The 17,277-nt window shown below is 45.0% G+C and carries 17 protein-coding genes and 1 riboswitch; of the genes, 3 read left to right on the top strand and 14 right to left on the bottom strand.

Going from position 1 to position 17,277, the window contains the following annotated elements:
* Positions 1 to 114: 114 nt before the first annotated feature.
* Positions 115 to 335, bottom strand: a riboswitch (cobalamin riboswitch).
* 122 nt (positions 336 to 457) lie between these two features.
* From ABL924_RS10435 to ABL924_RS10415, 5 genes are all read right to left on the bottom strand, one after another.
* Positions 458 to 598: a hypothetical protein gene (locus tag ABL924_RS10435; RefSeq protein ID WP_349027034.1), complete on the bottom strand. Its 141-nt coding sequence runs from the start codon at positions 596 to 598 to the stop codon at positions 458 to 460.
* A gap of 8 nt (positions 599 to 606) precedes the next feature.
* Positions 607 to 855, bottom strand: a complete 249-nt coding sequence (locus tag ABL924_RS10430) for a YfhL family 4Fe-4S dicluster ferredoxin (protein ID WP_349027033.1) — start codon at positions 853 to 855, stop codon at positions 607 to 609.
* A gap of 8 nt (positions 856 to 863) precedes the next feature.
* The gene (gene coaD / locus ABL924_RS10425; RefSeq protein ID WP_349027032.1) at positions 864 to 1,343 is read right to left on the bottom strand and encodes a pantetheine-phosphate adenylyltransferase; all 480 of its coding nucleotides are present in this window, start codon (positions 1,341 to 1,343) and stop codon (positions 864 to 866) included.
* 34 nt (positions 1,344 to 1,377) lie between these two features.
* A complete protein-coding gene (locus ABL924_RS10420) occupies positions 1,378 to 1,932 on the bottom strand; it encodes a hypothetical protein (protein ID WP_349027031.1) in 555 nt (184 codons plus the stop codon).
* A 223-nt stretch (positions 1,933 to 2,155) separates the two neighbouring features.
* A complete protein-coding gene (locus tag ABL924_RS10415; RefSeq protein WP_349027030.1) occupies positions 2,156 to 3,424 on the bottom strand; it encodes an OmpA family protein in 1,269 nt (422 codons plus the stop codon).
* A gap of 305 nt (positions 3,425 to 3,729) precedes the next feature.
* On the opposite strand from ABL924_RS10415, the gene glnE reads away from it, so the two are divergent.
* The gene (gene glnE / locus ABL924_RS10410) at positions 3,730 to 6,609 is read left to right on the top strand and encodes a bifunctional [glutamate--ammonia ligase]-adenylyl-L-tyrosine phosphorylase/[glutamate--ammonia-ligase] adenylyltransferase (RefSeq protein ID WP_349027029.1); all 2,880 of its coding nucleotides are present in this window, start codon (positions 3,730 to 3,732) and stop codon (positions 6,607 to 6,609) included.
* Between the two features lie 82 nt (positions 6,610 to 6,691).
* Here the strand turns inward: glnE and ABL924_RS10405 are convergent, their stop codons facing one another.
* The 4 genes from ABL924_RS10405 to ABL924_RS10390 all read right to left on the bottom strand — a co-directional run bounded on the left by ABL924_RS10405 (position 6,692) and on the right by ABL924_RS10390 (position 10,392).
* On the bottom strand, positions 6,692 to 7,543 hold the full coding sequence (locus ABL924_RS10405; RefSeq protein ID WP_349027028.1) for a primosomal protein N' (replication factor Y) - superfamily II helicase: 852 nt from the start codon (positions 7,541 to 7,543) through the stop codon (positions 6,692 to 6,694).
* Positions 7,544 to 7,616: 73 nt separating this feature from the next.
* Positions 7,617 to 8,210: an SIS domain-containing protein gene (locus ABL924_RS10400; protein ID WP_349027027.1), complete on the bottom strand. Its 594-nt coding sequence runs from the start codon at positions 8,208 to 8,210 to the stop codon at positions 7,617 to 7,619.
* Between the two features lie 15 nt (positions 8,211 to 8,225).
* The gene (locus ABL924_RS10395) at positions 8,226 to 8,588 is read right to left on the bottom strand and encodes a YraN family protein (protein ID WP_349027026.1); all 363 of its coding nucleotides are present in this window, start codon (positions 8,586 to 8,588) and stop codon (positions 8,226 to 8,228) included.
* A gap of 1 nt (position 8,589) precedes the next feature.
* Positions 8,590 to 10,392 carry a penicillin-binding protein activator gene (locus ABL924_RS10390; protein WP_349027025.1) on the bottom strand — a complete coding sequence of 601 codons (1,803 nt, stop codon included), beginning with the start codon at positions 10,390 to 10,392 and terminating at the stop codon, positions 8,590 to 8,592.
* A 47-nt stretch (positions 10,393 to 10,439) separates the two neighbouring features.
* Here ABL924_RS10390 and rsmI point away from each other — a divergent pair, with 47 nt between their 5' ends.
* A complete protein-coding gene (gene rsmI / locus ABL924_RS10385; protein WP_349027024.1) occupies positions 10,440 to 11,303 on the top strand; it encodes a 16S rRNA (cytidine(1402)-2'-O)-methyltransferase in 864 nt (287 codons plus the stop codon).
* Positions 11,304 to 11,660: 357 nt separating this feature from the next.
* Here rsmI and proB read toward each other — a convergent pair whose 3' ends face one another.
* The 4 genes from proB to rplU form a co-directional block, all read right to left on the bottom strand.
* A complete protein-coding gene (gene proB / locus ABL924_RS10380) occupies positions 11,661 to 12,782 on the bottom strand; it encodes a glutamate 5-kinase (RefSeq protein ID WP_349027023.1) in 1,122 nt (373 codons plus the stop codon).
* Positions 12,769 to 13,803, bottom strand: coding sequence for an Obg family GTPase CgtA (gene cgtA / locus ABL924_RS10375; protein ID WP_349027022.1), 1,035 nt, complete (start codon positions 13,801 to 13,803; stop codon positions 12,769 to 12,771). The genes proB and cgtA overlap by 14 nt, the downstream gene beginning before the upstream one ends.
* Before the next feature lie 109 nt (positions 13,804 to 13,912).
* Positions 13,913 to 14,170, bottom strand: a complete 258-nt coding sequence (gene rpmA, locus ABL924_RS10370) for a 50S ribosomal protein L27 (RefSeq protein WP_349027021.1) — start codon at positions 14,168 to 14,170, stop codon at positions 13,913 to 13,915.
* A 15-nt stretch (positions 14,171 to 14,185) separates the two neighbouring features.
* Complete coding sequence (rplU, locus tag ABL924_RS10365; protein ID WP_349027020.1) at positions 14,186 to 14,497, bottom strand: 50S ribosomal protein L21; 312 nt, start codon at positions 14,495 to 14,497, stop codon at positions 14,186 to 14,188.
* Between the two features lie 250 nt (positions 14,498 to 14,747).
* Between rplU and ispB the strand changes: the two genes are divergently transcribed.
* Complete coding sequence (gene ispB, locus ABL924_RS10360; protein ID WP_349027019.1) at positions 14,748 to 15,752, top strand: octaprenyl diphosphate synthase; 1,005 nt, start codon at positions 14,748 to 14,750, stop codon at positions 15,750 to 15,752.
* A gap of 416 nt (positions 15,753 to 16,168) precedes the next feature.
* Here ispB and ABL924_RS10355 read toward each other — a convergent pair whose 3' ends face one another.
* Positions 16,169 to 16,681 carry a hypothetical protein gene (locus ABL924_RS10355; RefSeq protein WP_349027018.1) on the bottom strand — a complete coding sequence of 171 codons (513 nt, stop codon included), beginning with the start codon at positions 16,679 to 16,681 and terminating at the stop codon, positions 16,169 to 16,171.
* Positions 16,682 to 17,277 lie beyond the last annotated feature (596 nt).

The raw sequence follows: 17,277 nt of genomic DNA, 5'->3' as shown, positions 1-17,277 counted from the left end.
AACGCTGTAAGCACAGAGATTCACACGCTTATCGTGTTAAAAATAATTTGCTGAGGGAGAAAACAGAAAGACGGAGTCAGGAACAGCAATCCATCTGAACGCCCTCCGCGTACAAATCTGATGATCACCTCAGGCCGGTCTCCGGGCTTACAAGTTGGAAGAATCCCAAGATTTACGCCTTCCCATGTTTAACACAGTGGCTTGTGTAAATCTTTTACTTGTTTACCGTTGCGGGGGCAGCGTGGGCTTGGTTTGCTATTAAAGCGAACTCACCCACTTCCCGTTTCAATTCTAAAGACAGATTATCTTCGAATACCTAATGCGATTTTTGCCGAGATAGTATATGCACTGAATAAAAAACTAGCAAGGCTAGTTGATCATTCAAAATGCCGTAGTCCAGTTAATCAGACAGGGTAGTTTCATTAAACCACTTCACACTTCAATAGTGAACATAAACTCACAACGGTTCTAGCAACCATAAAGGCAAGAACAATAAATATTCAGCACCGTTTACCGTTTGGTTTATCAGGTGCTGGTGTTTTAATACGCCATAACAAATCTGTATCAATTTTCGGATGGTTGCGCCCAAGGCGGACATTTTGCTTTTTACTTTTTTGTAAGCTTCAAATACTTCTGATACAAGGTTTCCTGATTCTCAACGTAATCCGGATCTTTGGTGATGCAATCAACCGGACAAACTTCTACACATTGCGGCACGTCGTAATGTCCAATGCATTCGGTACACAAAGCGGGATTGATGACGTAAATATCCTCGCCTTGTGAAATAGCCCCATTGGGGCATTCCGGCTCGCAGACATCGCAGTTGATACATTCATCGTAAATTATCAATGACATACTTAATCCTAGGTAAACTTTTTAAGCAGTTGCTGGTAGACGATGTCAGGAACGAATGAGGAAATATCACCATTCAACTGGGCAATGGATTTAATCACGCTCGAGGAAATAAAGGTATATTGCTCTGGTGGCGTTAAAAATAGGGTTTCCAATTCCGGTGCTAGGTTGCGGTTCATCCCTGCCATCTGAAATTCGTACTCAAAATCCGATACCGCCCTAAGTCCTCTCAAAATCACCGTCGCACCATTCTGACGCGCACAATCAACTAACAGGTTGCCAAATCCGATGACATCGACATTGGTATGGTTCGAAGCCGCTTGTTTAGCCAAGCTTATCCGCTCTTCTAGGGAAAACAACGGCACTTTTCCCGCATTATCTGCAACTGCGATGATGACTTTATGAAAAAGCCGGGAGGCTCGTGCAACCAAATCGAGGTGGCCGTTAGTGATCGGGTCAAAAGTGCCGGGATAAATGGCGATTATTTGCATATAAGATATTTAAGGGAATGGTGGCTGAAATCAACTAAACAAAAAATACCAGCATAATGCCAAGCAAAAACAGCAAAAATACGCTCACAAATGAGATTACACCCAAAACCAGCATGAACGGGTTAACTAATGTCGATATGCTAATGTAGGAACCCACTAATTCACGGGCTTCAGAGGCCATCGCCCCGACTGACCAAAGGCTTTTTCCCGCGCTAAAAAATCCTACCTTGGGTACTTTGCCAGCGCGGATGTTTTGCACCGATTCCTGGAGCTCTGTTTTGGCATCGCCGACCACTTGCCCAGCAATATCGGGTAGATTTTTTAATTCTTCCAATGCCCACCAGAATCTTGCCAAGATTAGTGTGGGAAAAAATGCAGCAATTCCTAAAGTTACTGTGATGCTCAAGGAGTAATGTTTCAAAAAGTGGCACCAGACAACCAGCCAAAGTGTCACCAATATACCCAAAATCAGGAATAATCTCAGTTTATCGGCAAGGCTATCCACCAGTGGTAACAAGCGTTCAAAAATGGATAATAGACGTTGCTTTTTTTCTGACGTTATAGTTGTTACCTGTTCTTCTGCCATCATCAATGTTTTAACTTGATTAAAGGGCTAAATTATAAACCAATTCAGCAAGCCAGAATCAGCTTCAATTGATACAAACTGTCTCTGCTTTCGTAGATTTAGTGTGTAAGCTCCTTATACTTGCTTTGAATCGGTCAGTGGGCATCTTGAAACACCAACAACCCAATCAACCACGCGTGGGTTAATTATCCGCTTGAGATTTATTTGGGGCGGCGGTGTCTACGGACTAATTATCATTAAACCGATACCGAGCCTGTTGTATTAAATGGGTTACGTCTTGCTCGATAGCCGCTGCCCTTTTGCCATCAGCGTAAGTGATTGAACCAGATTGAGTTTCAGGCGAGGCTTTAGCCTGCTGGTTATGCCCCTTTACTACGGATGGCGGCTGATTGATAGCTTGCGGTGTCAGTCTGGAATCCACAACGATGTCAACGCGGCGTGCGAACCAGCCAGTGAACCTGTCGCTGGAAACCTTGCTTGCTACTGCATTGACTTTCAGCCCGTGGTTAGCCAAAAAGATAGCGACGGTTTTTGCCCGTTGCATGCCCAGGTTTTTGTTATGTTCATCTGCATCAGTTCGCCCAACAACGGTTAACTCGGCATCTTTGGAAAGTTGTTTGATAAATTCCATAAGCCGCTCTTTATGCGCCACTGCCAGATTATAACTATTGAACGCGTAATGCGTTACGCCACGAACCTGTTGCCGCTGAAATGCTTTTTGCTCGGGTTTTGGTTTTGCAGTGGCAGCATCCGCATCCGGTTTTGTACCTGCATTTTCCGCACTGCCGATTGTCGGCCTATTTTCAGTTTCTGGTAAATCCTTTTTCACTTTATCGCGGTAATTAAACGTATTTAACGGCGTTTGCGTTTGCGGCTGAGATTGCTGGAAAGGACGCTGATTTTCTAACGATGTCAATTTAAGATAAAACGGCCCCGAAGCTGAATCCACGATGATATCGACACGGCGCGCCATCCAGGCATTAGGTATATCATTGGAAATATTACTACCGATGGCCTTTATCTTCATGCCATGGCGTGTCAAATGGTCGGCTACCGTTTGCGCCCGCTGCCTACCCAATTTTTTATTGTAGCGCTGCCCACCTTGGGAATCGGTAAAGCCAATGACGGTTATCTCAGAATCTCTAGGGAGTTGCTTAATCAATTCAGTGAGCTTCGCTTCCTGCTCCGCCGCCAATGTGTGACGATCAAAAGCGAAAAGAGCCACACCTGGAATAAGCTTAGAATAACTCGTTTCTTCAGAAAGCCTCGCCATGGCTGGCATCGCATTAGGCTTTGATGCCACAATTGTGGCGGTTTCCTGCACTTGGTTGCTACGCACCTCTTTTGCGGCTGTAATACCCGCGCCACCGATCACAGTTGCCATCACGGTTCCACGCAATGCCTTCTTGACGGCTTTTAAACGTCGTGTCTTTTTTAGCGTTTCGTAATCGAGTAGTGCGGCCAGCACAGCTTCTCTTAATTCGTCTTGCGTCATATTACCCGTTCCTAGTGCTGCTTTACGTTTAGAGAATTCAGAATAATTTCTATTTTTAACAGGAAAAAACCAACAAAATCAAAGTTTCAACCTTAAGTGGGCATTATGGAACTTACTAATTAACTGTCTATACGTATTAGTACGTATAGACAGACAATGCGCGAGATGTTGGCCTTGTTCCAAGCCAAGTGGCTGGCCAATCATTTCGCCCTCAGGTTCGAGAACCCTATTCAGTCAACATCACGTTACTGATACGCTTATAATTAGGACTAGCCGATCAAGAATTTAAGAAAAAATCACTTAATATGTTAACTATCAATAGTATAGAAAAACAACTCCAAACCATCCCCCTCGAACTCCAAGTCCCAGTTAAATCCAGTCTGGGACACGGGCTAACCCAACTCAACCGACAAAAGCCCACCCTAAACCCAACCGATAAGCTAATTCAATCCATCCCCAAAGTTTGGTGTTGCAGCGAATTCGTTGCCGAAAGTTGCACTCGCAAACCCGAACTGCTGGTTGACCTGGTCAATTCAGGCGACTTGGACAACTTGTATACCGAGCAAACTTATCAAGCCAAGCTGGCAAACCTCGAAATCGCAGATGAAGCCGATTTAATGACCCAACTGCGCCACTTCCGCCGCCGTGAAATGGTCAGGATTGCCTGGCGGGATTTGGCTGGCTGGGCGGATTTAGCCGAAACGCTGATGGATTTATCGCAGCTTGCAGACGCCTGTATTCAATATGCGCTGGCTTTTCTCTACCAACTAGCCTGCGACCTTCGGGGTACTCCGGTTCTTGCCGATGGCAGCCCACAACAAGTTGTTGTATTAGGTATGGGTAAACTAGGTGCTTATGAATTGAATTATTCGTCCGACATCGACCTGATTTTTGCTTATCCTGAGGATGGCGAATTACATGATCGTAAGTCCACGAGCTACAGTGAATTTTTTACCCGCCTGTGCCAAAAACTGGTCAAGGTGCTGGATGATATTACTGTGGACGGCTTTGTCTTCCGCACCGATATTCGCCTACGCCCTTTTGGTGACAGCGGGGCGGTGATTATGACCTTCGACGGTATGGAAAATTATTATTTGACTCAGGCGCGCGAGTGGGAACGCTACGCCATGATTAAGGCGCGCCAAGTCGCGGGTGATTTTAGGATGGGCGCTCAGCTTATGGCGATGCTAAAACCATTCGTATATCGACGCTACCTGGACTATGGCGCATTCGAGGAGTTGCGGGGCTTAAAACTGCAAATTACCCAAGAACTCAAGCGCAAGGATCGCATGGAGAATATCAAGCTGGGGCCTGGCGGCATCCGCGAGATTGAGTTCATCGGGCAAGCGTTTCAGCTTATACGCGGTGGCCATGAAAAAGCTTTGCAGACGCGTGGCATTCTGGATGTTTTGGCGATATTGGATAACAAAAACTTACTTATGCACACGGATGCAGAGCAACTCAGCCAGTCTTACCGCTTTTTGCGCCGTGTGGAAAACCATATCCAGCAATATCAGGACAAGCAGACCCACGACCTGCCGTCTTCAGAAACAGCTCAGTTGATACTCGCCTATTCCTTGGATTTTCATGATTGGCACAGCTTTAAAACCGAGCTGGATCAGATCAGAACCAATGTACATGCGGTTTTTGACCAAGTTTTCGCTGTATCAAAGCAAAATGATAAAGATAAACTGAGCCAGAAAATCTGGTCTTGCGTTGCTGATGATGACGAATTGATGGACTATTTAAAAGGCTACGGTTTCCAGCATACCAATGAAGCCTTAAAAGCCATCAAAGATTTCAAAAATTCCACAACATTGAGACGAATGACAACAAAAGGCGCTGGCATCGTTGACCGTTTGATACCGCAACTGATTGAGTCCGCGCAACTGGTTGATAATCGTGATGAAACTCTAATGCGGCTGGTCAAGCTGTTTGAAGCCGTCGCCGGCAGGAATGTTTATCTGGCCTTATTATCGGAAAACCCTGACGCCCTTACCCAGCTAATCCGACTCGCTTCTGCCAGCGGTTGGATTTGCGACTATCTGGCGTTGTATCCAGTATTGTTCGATGAATTGCTGGATACGCGTACCTTGTATGAGCCGTTACAACGGGACGACCTTAATCAACAACTTAAAGCATTGCTCGCTGCCATCGACAGCCAAGATTTGGAATCGGTCATGATAGCCCTCCGCCAATTCAAGCATCTCAATGTGCTTAGGGTAGCTGCGGCAGACATTATGGACGTAATTCCCATTATGGTCGTCAGCGATTATTTGACTTACATCGCCGAAAGCATTGTTGAGAACGTCATTGAACGCACTTGGTTAATGTTGACGGAAAAACACGGTTTTCCGCCCGGCACAAGCAACGATAACATCAATTTTGCCGTAATAGGCTTCGGTAAGCTGGGTGGCATTGAATTAGGCTACGGCTCCGATCTCGACCTCGTTTTCTTGTACGATTGTCCTAATGGCAATGCCATGACTTCGGGAGAAAAGCCGCTTTCCTGCTCGCAATTCTATGGTCGATTGGGTCTAAAAATCCGCCATATACTCGACACCAAGATGCTGTCAGGCGTACTTTATGAAGTGGATATGCGCCTACGCCCCAACGGGGATTCGGGCTTATTGGTCACACATATAGACACGTATGAAGACTACCTGAAAAATCAAGCGTGGACTTGGGAGCATCAGACATTGGTTCGTGGTCGATTTATTGCTGGCGACCTGAGGCTAAAAGATGCGTATGAAGCCATTCGCCATAGAATCTTGAGTTTAACCAGGGATAAAACCAAACTGAAAACGGAAGTCCGCGAGATGCGGGAAAAAATGCGTGCCGCTTTGGACACCCGCTCCGCCAGCCAATTCGACTTGAAACAGGGCAAAGGCGGTATTGCCGACATCGAGTTTATAGTACAATTCCTGATTTTGGCGAATGCTGCGAAAATCAGCGAGTTAACGGAATTTACCGACAATGTCCGGCAATTGGAAGGCTTGGCGCGGCACGGCATCATCAGCCAAAACGAGGCCGACACCCTGAAAACCGCATTCTGCACCTATCGGGACATCGGCCATAAGCAAGTATTGCAAGGCGACAAGGCGTTGATTGATGTTGAGGTGGTATCGGGTTTGCGGGGGAAGGTTGAGGGAATTTGGGATAAGGTTTTTGATGTTCAAACTTAACTAGACGTTGTGTTGTTGTGACTCGTATTAAACTGATCGACACGTTACGTTACTGGTCGCCGCCTATATCAAATGCTATATCTTAGTAGATTACATTGTCCATTTTGCGTTTGGCTTCGTCAAAACCTTGGACGAGATTAACTTGGTAGTATTCGCTGGTGAATCCACTCAAATAACTTTCATTGTAAGGTTCCAGGCTTGCCAAATCCCAAGGTTCGAATTGGTCGAGGATTTGCCTAGGCAATGATTTGCTCGCACCAATAAGCACATCATCAAAAAACCGCGAAACCCTGCCGCGCGTGGGAGTCCAACGAGTTTGTGGTACTTGCCTGGTTTCGCTGATCATTTGCCCAGCCTTTACAGTTTGTACTTGTTGATTGACATAATAAACATCACCACGCGCACCCAAATAAGTGGTTTCTGTGCTGCTATCAAACGTCCAATAAGGGATGTAAACGCCTAGCAGCTTGGCATCATCGTCTGCATATTTTTTGACTTTGTTAGGCGCAAACCATAAGCCTTTTAACCAGCGTTGGAATTGCTGCTTGGCTTCTTGTTCATTGATTTTGCAAGGGAGTAGGGATTTTGGCGTGATAGGTTTGGTTTGTGCCGTGCTGGTAACAATCGTTGTGCCGCAAAAAGGACATTCACCCGCATGAACACTACCTGCGAATTTAAACCCCGCTCCACAAGCATCGCATTGAATCTGGGCGGCTTCTGAAGCAGGTTTAGCTTGCGCCAGTTCAATTAGCGCTTGATGAAAGTCGTATTCCTGTATTTCATCGAAGCGCTGTTCAATCTGATTTTCTTGACCACAATATTCGCAAATAAGATGCTGGGTGGTGGGCTTAAAAGCCAGCAAACCGCCGCATTTTATGCAGGGGAAACGATTGATTTTTACAGTGCTTGACGTTTTCTTTATGGATTTGAACACAATGCTGCCACTATAAAGTTAACATCAATTTCGAAACTCCCTGGCTTTTCGACAGACCTAATAACGATGCTGGTTACGCCATCCCATCAAACAATTGATGGTCAATCAAGTCGCATAAGCAATGCGTAATCAGCACATGGACTTCGTGCGTGCGTATAGCAGAGCCGGACGGAACGCATATTTCCAGGTCTCTTTCATTTAATAACGCTGAAATGGCTTCGCCTTTGTGTCCTGTCAGGGCAATGATAGAGATATCTTTGCCATGCGCTATGTCGATAGCCTTGGCAATATTAGCGGAATGGTTGCCATCGGTATAGGTCACCAATACATCACCGCTTTGACCGAGTGAGCGGATGGGTTTGGAAAATACTTGCTCATAACGATAGTCGTTGGCGATAGCTGTTAATGTCGTCGCATCCATTGTTAGGGCAATGGCTGGTAATGACGGGCGGTCGCGTTCAAACTGATTCAACAAAGCTGAAGATAATAACTGGGCGCAAGCAGCAGAACGGCCATTGCCGCAGGAAATAATTTTCCGGTCATTCAACAATGCTGTCACCATGCGTTGTGAAGCCAATTCAATCAGCTCACATAACTCCCCTAAGGCATCTTGTTTAGTTTGAATGCTATCAGTGAAGTGATTGATGATTCGGTTTTGTAAACTCATTTGTCAGTATCAAGGCTAAAAGGCATTTTTGATCCAGTTAATGTCACCATTACCGGAGATGGCGACGACATCAAAACGCAAGGGACAATCCGTACGTAGTGTCGATAAATAATGATACGTGGCGGCTATGATACGGGCTTGTTTACTGTGGGTAATACTTTCAAGGGCACTGCCGTAAGCGTCTGACTTACGGTAGCGAACTTCAACAATCACCAGCGATTGTTGATCGGTCATAACTAGATCCAGCTCACCCTGCTTGCAACGATAGTTTCGGCAAATTGGTTTTAGTCCTTTATTAATCAAAAAGTCATGCGCTTGATCTTCTGCAGTTTTACCACGGAGTAAGTGCGCCGCCTTCGCCTTTAGTGAGCTTATCACGTCATGGATTAGAGCTGGGAGTCTCAATGCCCACTGGTTTGCCAGCACCGCTATAGTCTCCCTCAGAAGGGCTGTGGGTAAAGCCGATAAGCTCAGGCTGCCCCATAGCAAACTTGGCACAAACCAGATTGCGTTTGATGCGGTTTCCGGCTGCTAGGGAGAGATTTCCGGTTGCGCCAGAATAAGGCATGTTGTTTAGGGACGTTAATCTCCCCGCAAGATGAAAGGCATCAATGCCCATAGCAACCAAACGTATGTAAGAGCTGGGAAATTGTTTCCAAATGTCCCGAAGTGCCATCATGCTCAATTCGCCGTTGTAAGCGCCATTAAACAGCCAGGGCGTATCGCAAAAAGTGATCCCATTCAAGGAATTATCGCCAACTGAGTCAGGTAATCCTGAATAAATAGTCGGCAAGGCGTAAATCGGAAGACCGCCTGCCTGAATCAGTTGTGAATTGATTCGCCGCCCTTCCTTACCGTAGGCGCTCAAAAACAGGGCTTGGACATCCTGACTTTTATTGACTGCATATTTAGCGTCAGAGGAAGCTTGTTGATCTTTTTGGTGATGGCTTTCACCTTCATCAATGCCTAATAAGCTTCTGATAACTATTGAAAAATCTTTCTTATTTGGATCGTAAGTCTGCTTTTTCAAAATAGTACCACCAAGTGCTCGCCAATCCTCGATAAAGTAAGATGAGATACGTTTACCTTGCTCGTTATTGGGGACGAGCAATACGGCTTTTTTGTGGCCATCCAATGCGGCTTTCTGGGTGATTTCTGCAGCATCATCCATCGGGCTGAGGGCAAACTGATACAGATTCTGTTTGCTGAGATTGGGTACGTGATTCAAAGCCAGCACCGGTATGCTAAGCATGGTTGAATTACCTAGGCTTTGAATGCTCTCTTTATTCAATGGCCCGATAACCATTTTTGCGCCGTCCTTGACTGCTTGTTGGTACAAATCGGCTGCTTTTCCCTTTTCGGTATCGTAGAAATGCAGCATAGGTTTGCTGCCACTGCTGTTGTGACGACTGTGGGCTGCCAAAAACCCAGCTTTAATCGCTTTAGCAGCATCTAGAAAAGGCCCGGATTCAGGCAATAAAACGGCTATTGACTTAGGCGTATCGCCGGTATCGTCTGACATATTTGCTACTGTTGCCAAATAAATGTTCGCGGGATGATCTGGATTAGCAGCCCGCCAGCTTGATAACGAGGCATTAAAATTGGCTGGATTCTGGCTTCTTAATGTCAGGATTTTGGCGATGGACATCCATTCGGGTAGCCTGGGCGTTTTTTGTACACTGGCTTCAGGTAATAAGCCTAATGTTTCAAGAATGATACCTTGATTTTTTTTCCGTTCATCAAGTTTAACCAATAAAGGATCCAAAGAAATTCTAGCCTTGGCACTTTCCAGTAGATTACCTGTTAATGAATATGCAAATGCCAGGGATTGGTAGAATTTGATTTTATCGCTTACAGCTAATTGTCCGGTTTCCGTGGTCGCCAGCTTGCTAATAGCCTGTTCTGCCTCACCAAAACTGAGCAGGATTTGGGCATATAACAGATCGAATTGCACCTGCTGTGGGCGTGTCAATTTCGACGGGTTGATCAAATCAGCCTGTTGCTTGGCCGCATTGCCTTTGCCTGCCTGAATTAAGGACTCGATAGACTGTAAATGGGTATTATTTTGCACAATTGCCATAGGTGATGGCGGTTCTTGGTACAATCCATAGTTATCTGGGAGTTTTGCACAGCCCGACAGCAGCACGCAGAAAAGTGGAACACAAACGTAGTGGCGGTTCATAAGTCTTACCTTCGCGTTAGACAGAAATAATTCAAATCAGAGATTAAATGTCAAATCAATACGGCAAATTATACGTTGTTGCAACCCCAATAGGTAATTTAGCAGATATTAGCTTCAGGGCTATAGAAACCTTAAAACAGGTTGACTTGATTGCCGCCGAAGATACTCGGCATGTAAAATTATTGCTACAACATTATGGTATCAGCAACAAAATTATTTCATTCCATCAGCATAACGAAGACAAAGCGGCCGAAAACCTATTAGAAAAGCTACGTGACGGGCTGTCCGTAGCCTTGGTTTCTGATGCCGGTACGCCATTGTTGAGCGACCCCGGTATGCCCTTGGTACGTAAGATAAAAGACGCGGGTTTGACGGTTGTGCCGATTCCCGGAGCCTGTGCCTTAATTGCCGCCTTATCGGCTGCGGGTTTGCCCGTCACCCAATTCTCCTTTGAAGGGTTTTTGCCACGCACATCCTCGGCACGTAAAATCTTTTTCACCGAAAGATTGAGTGTGCCGACGACCTGGGTATTCTACGAATCTTGTCACCGGATCTTGGTGGCGTTACAGGACATGGCAACCATTCTGCAAGGAGATCGACAGGTTGTTATCGCTAGGGAGTTAACCAAAATGCACGAAACCATAATCAAAACCACCTTAGCTAATGCGCTGGAGCTGGTAACGCAAGACGACAATATGCGCAAAGGCGAATTTGTAGTGCTTGTTGAGGGAGCGGCTAAGATTAACAAAAATGAAGAGGATCTCACCTCTGAGCAGATTAAAACACTTACCATACTGATGCGCGAATGCACTATCAAAACTGCGGTTGAATTAGCAGTACAAATCACCGGAGCCAGAAAAAAACTGCTTTACCAAGCGGCATTGGATTTGGAGAAAACGAAAAAAACCTAATTTGTTAGCTCCAAAACCAATAATTTCAGCATTCATACCCATATCCTATTCCAACGCTCCGATAGCGATTGCTGGAAAACCCAGAAACGAAAGATTGTTTTCGTAGATCGCATCTGGGGACAATACCTCTATATGACGCTGTCTTTGTTTGTCTGATTTTTTGCTAAGCAGGCAACATAAAATCGAACGATGGCAATAAGCATATTGATCAATATCTTTATGGTGACCCACCATTATGCCCCTTAATCCCAACCTTCTCCCGAAGGGAGAATGTTGGGATTAGTTATTTAAAATCAACAGCTTATAGAAATAACCCTAACCCTCTCCCAGAGGAAGAGGAGATTTTTAGAGATCCCCTTAAATCAATACCATATTATCTCTGTGGATCATTTCTGAATCATCAGCATAGCCAAGAATCTTCTCAAATTCGATGCTGCTTTTACCTGCGATAAGCGCTGCATCGGCCTTGCCATAGTTGATGAGACCTCTGGCTATCTCCAGACCGTTTTCATCGGTACAAGATACCAATTCACCCCGCCCAAACTTTCCTGAAACGGATTTGACACCCACGGCTAACAGGCTTTTGCCATCGCTTTTCAGCACCTTGATTGCACCTGCATCCAGTACTAGCTTGCCTTTAACCTGCAATTGTCCGGCTAGCCAGCGTTTTCTGGCAACCAAAGGTTCTATGTCCGGCAGGAAGTGGGTGCCGATTTGCTCCCCTGAAATTACTTGGGTAATTACATTCTCAACGACACCTGGAGCAACGACGGTTGCAGCACCCGATCTTGAAGCCAGTCGCGCCGCCTTCACTTTGGTGTACATGCCGCCACGACCCAGACCACTGCGGCTTTCGCCTGCCATTTTTTCAAGTCGGTTGTCGTTGACGCTGATTTTCGGAATCAATTCGGCATCGGGATATACGCCGGGATCACCGGTATATAAGCCCTTTTGGTCAGTCAAGATAATGAGCAAATCTGCTTCAATCAGGTTTGCCACCAACGCTGCCAAGGTGTCATTATCACCAAAACGAATTTCCTCCGTGGCAACAGTATCATTTTCGTTGATAACGGGGATTACACCAAATTTGAGCAACGTCAATAAGGTGCTACGGGCATTAAGATAACGCTGCCTGTCGGCCAGGTCGTCATGGGTAAGTAAGACTTGAGCGGCATGATGACCGTGCTGCTGAAAATTGTCATCAAACACCCGCACTAGCCCCATTTGACCTACAGCGGCGGCGGCTTGTAATTCGTGCAGGGTTTTTGGCCTGGCCTTCAAACCTAAGCGACTCATACCTTCAGCAACTGAACCTGATGAAACCAACACGACATCAACGGCGCGCTGTTTTAAGCCAACCATCTGGCTAACCCAAGCGGCAATCGCTACTTTATCAAGTCCTTGCCCACCCTTAGTAAGCAAGGAGCTACCTATTTTGATGACAACCCGTTTGACGTTTTTAAATTCAGCCCTGCTCACTGTCTTTCCGCCGTTGTTCTTCCAAAAAATTCATGATGGCGAACATTAATTCTTTTGTACCATTGCCATTAATAGCTGAAATTTTAAATACTGGGGCTTTCCACTTTAAGCCCTTAATAATTGATTTACAGGCCGATTCAATTTCATCATCTTGCAATTGGTCTATTTTATTAAGTACTAACCAGCGAGGCTTTCCCACCAATTCGTCGCTCCATTTTTCTAGCTCATGAATGATTTTTTTTGCTGATTGGACGGGCGTATCTAGGCTCTCATAAGGCTTCACGTCTATCACATGCAGCAATAAGCCCGTACGCGACAAGTGCTTGAGAAATTGTAACCCTAAGCCTGCGCCTTCCGCTGCGCCCTCGATCACGCCGGGAATGTCGGCGATAACAAAGCTGCGTTGTTCGTCTATCCTGACCACGCCTAAATTGGGATGCAAGGTAGTGAAAGGATAGTCAGCAACCTTGGGTGTTGCAGAAGAAACCGCCCGTATCAAGCTGGATTTTCCGGCATTAGGCATACCCAGCAAACCTACGTCCGCAATGACAGTAAGTTCCAAATTGAGCATACGATGCTCACCTTCCGACCCTTTGCTGGCTTTCTGAGGCGCTCGATTGATACTGCTTTTAAAACGGGTATTGCCTAAGCCGTGAAAACCGCCTTTGGCAACCAGCAAAGTTTCGCCTATCTTTGTCAAGTCACCAATCAACTCACCGGTGTCAGCATCGGATACCAGCGTGCCTAACGGTACAGGCACATAACAGTCGTCACCTTTTTTGCCGGTACAGTTACGACCCATTCCATTTTGGCCCCGTTCGGCTCTATGCACGGTATGAAAACGAAAATCTGCCAAGGTATTGACGTTCTCAACAGAAATTAGATAGACACAACCGCCATCGCCGCCATCGCCGCCATCGGGACCGCCCATAGGTATATATTTTTCGCGGCGAAAGCCTATTGCACCATTGCCGCCATCACCGGCCTCTACGCGAACGACTACTTCATCAACAAACTTCATAATTCACAGTGTGGTCTATCAACCAGCCAAAACAAAAAAAGCCCCGTCACTTGATGAGCGGAGCTTTTTGCAAACTGAATCTGTTGCCATCAATGCAACAGAGGATGTCCTATGCAGCTACAATACTAACAAATTGGCGGCTTTTTGGACCTTTTACTTCAAACACAACTTTGCCATCAGCGGTTGCGAACAAGGTATGGTCTTTGCCACAACCCATATTTACACCCGGATGAAAACGAGTGCCACGTTGACGGACGATGATATTGCCAGCTATGACGTTTTCACCACCAAAACGCTTTACACCTAATCTTTTTGCATTGGAGTCGCGACCATTACGGGTACTACCTCCAGCTTTCTTATGAGCCATCTTTAACTCCTGCTTTTAAGCGGAAATGCCAGAAATCTGGATTTCTGTATAGTACTGACGATGCCCCATCTGTTTCATATGGTGCTTCCGCCTTCTGAATTTAATGATCTTGATTTTGTCGTGCCGCCCTTGAGACAACACAGTCGCCGTAACTTTAGCGCCTTCTATATAAGGCAGGCCGACTTTGACAGCATCATCTGACTGAAACATTAGCACCTTATCGAACTCAATACTGTCACCGATGCCAAGCTCAAGCTTTTCTACCTTTAAGTACGTGCCTTCCTCAACACGGTACTGTTTACCACCTGTTTGAATTACCGCATACATCGGTCACAACTCCATAAAGCATTAACTTACTAAGATTAACCTGCAATTGTATTTTTAAAACTGATCCACGTCAAATCAATATTCCATTAATTTAACTGATGAAGATAAAGTATTTTACAAAATTTGGCCAAAGCTGCTATTAATCCTAGCTATTATTTAGGTTGGGTTATTCAGCTTATATTCAGTTATAATGCCGTGTTTGATTTTTTGCAGCAATTGTTACATTCGACTTGCTTAACTTTACTAAATAATGTCATCTATTTTACATACCAGCGCATCAGATACTATTGACTTTGATTCCATCAAACGACTGACGGCTGACGAAGTTAAAGCCGTCGATTCGTTGATTATCAATCAGCTTAGTTCCGATGTGCTGCTCATCAATCAAATGGGACATTATATCGTCAACAATGGCGGCAAACGCTTACGCCCAATGCTATTACTGCTTGCCGCTAAAGCCTTAGGCCAGATTAATCATAATCATCTGGTGTTGGCTGCGGTAATTGAGTTTATCCACACAGCTACTCTGCTGCACGACGACGTGGTAGATGAGTCAGATCTGCGTCGCGGCCAACAATCTGCCAATGCGGTCTGGGGCAATGCTGCCAGTGTGCTTGTTGGCGACTATCTGTATTCGAGCGCATTTGAGATGATGGTGCGTACCAACATTATGCGCGTCATGGAAATCCTTTCCAAGACCACCACCGCCATTGCCGAAGGCGAAGTACTACAACTACTTAACTGCAACAATCCCGAAACGACAGAAGAAAAATATTTGGAAGTCATTTCCAGAAAAACCGCTATTTTGTTCAGTGCCGCGACAAGATTAGCGGCGGTGGTATCCAATGCAAATACTGAAGTTGAAGAAAAACTGTCCCAATATGGACAACATCTTGGCATTGCCTTCCAATTAATCGACGATGCCTTGGATTATAAGGCCACTAAAGAAGAGCTAGGCAAAAACCTGGGCGATGATCTCGCCGAAGGCAAGCCCACTTTACCCTTGATTTATGCCATCAAAAACAGCAATCAGACCGATGCCAACGTGGTTATTGATGCCATAAAAAACGGCAATCGGGATGCATTCAATGATGTCTACGCCATCGTAAAAAGCAGCAAAGCGATAGAATACACCGAGCAACGCGCTAATGAAGAAGCTCAAAAAGCAATGTCTGCGTTAGCGGTTTTACCTGACAACGAATACAAACAAGCCTTATTGGCGTTGGCGAGTTTTTCTGTGCAACGGAGTTATTAAAAACGCTCATTGTTCTGCTTATACCAAACCCAAAAAGCTCTCATAACACCTTATCCAAAGGGAGAATGCTAGGATGAGGGAGATTCATACAACAATATTTTGGGATTGGTATTACAAACTCTGCCCTGCCTTTTAGCACATTGCAACTTCGATAACAGCCGACGTCCGAAAGGTTATTGCGCCTTTTTCAAACGCATCGGGATATGCGCGGTACGCTGTGAAAATCTAGGTTGTGAAGAGCTTGCGAATCCCAACAAACCGTGCCACAAAATGTTGGGATTCGTACCTCACCGCCAACCTACAAAATACCCAACATACGGGATAATCATGATTAAATCGTGGTAGACGAACGAATCGCGCCAACGTCTGCTGGCGCGATCTTAGGCTTTAATCAGCAACTGAGGTAGGATAACGAATCAGTTACCCCAGTTTTTATATTGTTTAGTGGCAGGGGTTACGGCTAAATACCAGACTGTAAACGTGATAACAACAACATGAATAGCAGGTTCGACTAAATATACCGGAAGGAAATCAGCAGGCTTAGGCGGAAAAAACGCAACCACCGGCATTCCCCCTAACTCCGCTAAGGTGAACCAAAGCGTAGCAATAGCCAAACTGCCAGCAAGCCAGAACTTTTTGTAAGCGCTATAAAACTTTTCTTGTTCAAAGTATTTTTTATGGTGTAAAGGGATCACTAGGAAAATGCCAAATAAAAGTAAGTACCAGATGACCGATAAAATCGTTCTTGTGGCAGGGGTTAATTTTAAATCTCTTGATTCAATGCCTTTCCAACAGCCCTCTAAAGGGAAAGCCACAAACTCGATTGTTGGCCCCATATCTGAGCCTATACACCCAAATAATAGCGAAATAAGTGGTAGTAAATACAAACAAAAGGCTATTTTTAGAAACCAAATTATATTATTTAGCATCAGGGTTAATCATCATTAAATCGCGGTAGAAAGATCGCGCCAACTTAGTCTGGCGCGATCTATATAGGGCTTTAGTTAGCAACTGGTGTAAATGTTAAGGGCTGTATTCTTGTCCAGGTTCCGGCATATTTAGTAATTATTTTCGGGTATTCGTAAAAGTGTGTGGAAAAATCTGAAAAACCCACTTTGACTTTCATTGTTACAATCGCAATATCGTGTGGAAAACTTAATATCAAAAATTGTAGATGACAAAGCCACAAAATCAACACTACAATCGTTTTGCAAAATCTAGATGGTAGAGTAAAAGATCAAGGCTCGCATTTTTGCAACCCATGGTTCAATCAACTTCATATTCTATGATTTAATTTCGATAAGTTGCAATTTAGCTAATAATGGCTATCTTAATGTACATTATGATATGAGCTATGCTCAATTTACATCCAGAATAATCAAAAAACTTTTATCACATTCACAATCTGGGTAAGCTAATGATTAATAATCTGAGACCTTTGCACAAACAGCAGAAACTCCGGCTGACTGGTCAAAAGCCGATTTTTTTGAATTGGCATTCACCTTAATGGGCGGTATTCGGCTGA

Source organism: Methyloglobulus sp., from assembly GCF_040079455.1.
In the GTDB taxonomy this organism is placed as follows: Bacteria; Pseudomonadota; Gammaproteobacteria; order Methylococcales; family Methylomonadaceae; genus Methyloglobulus.
Note: the sequence above shows the minus strand (reverse complement) of the source record. Positions and strands in the feature narration are given on the sequence as shown.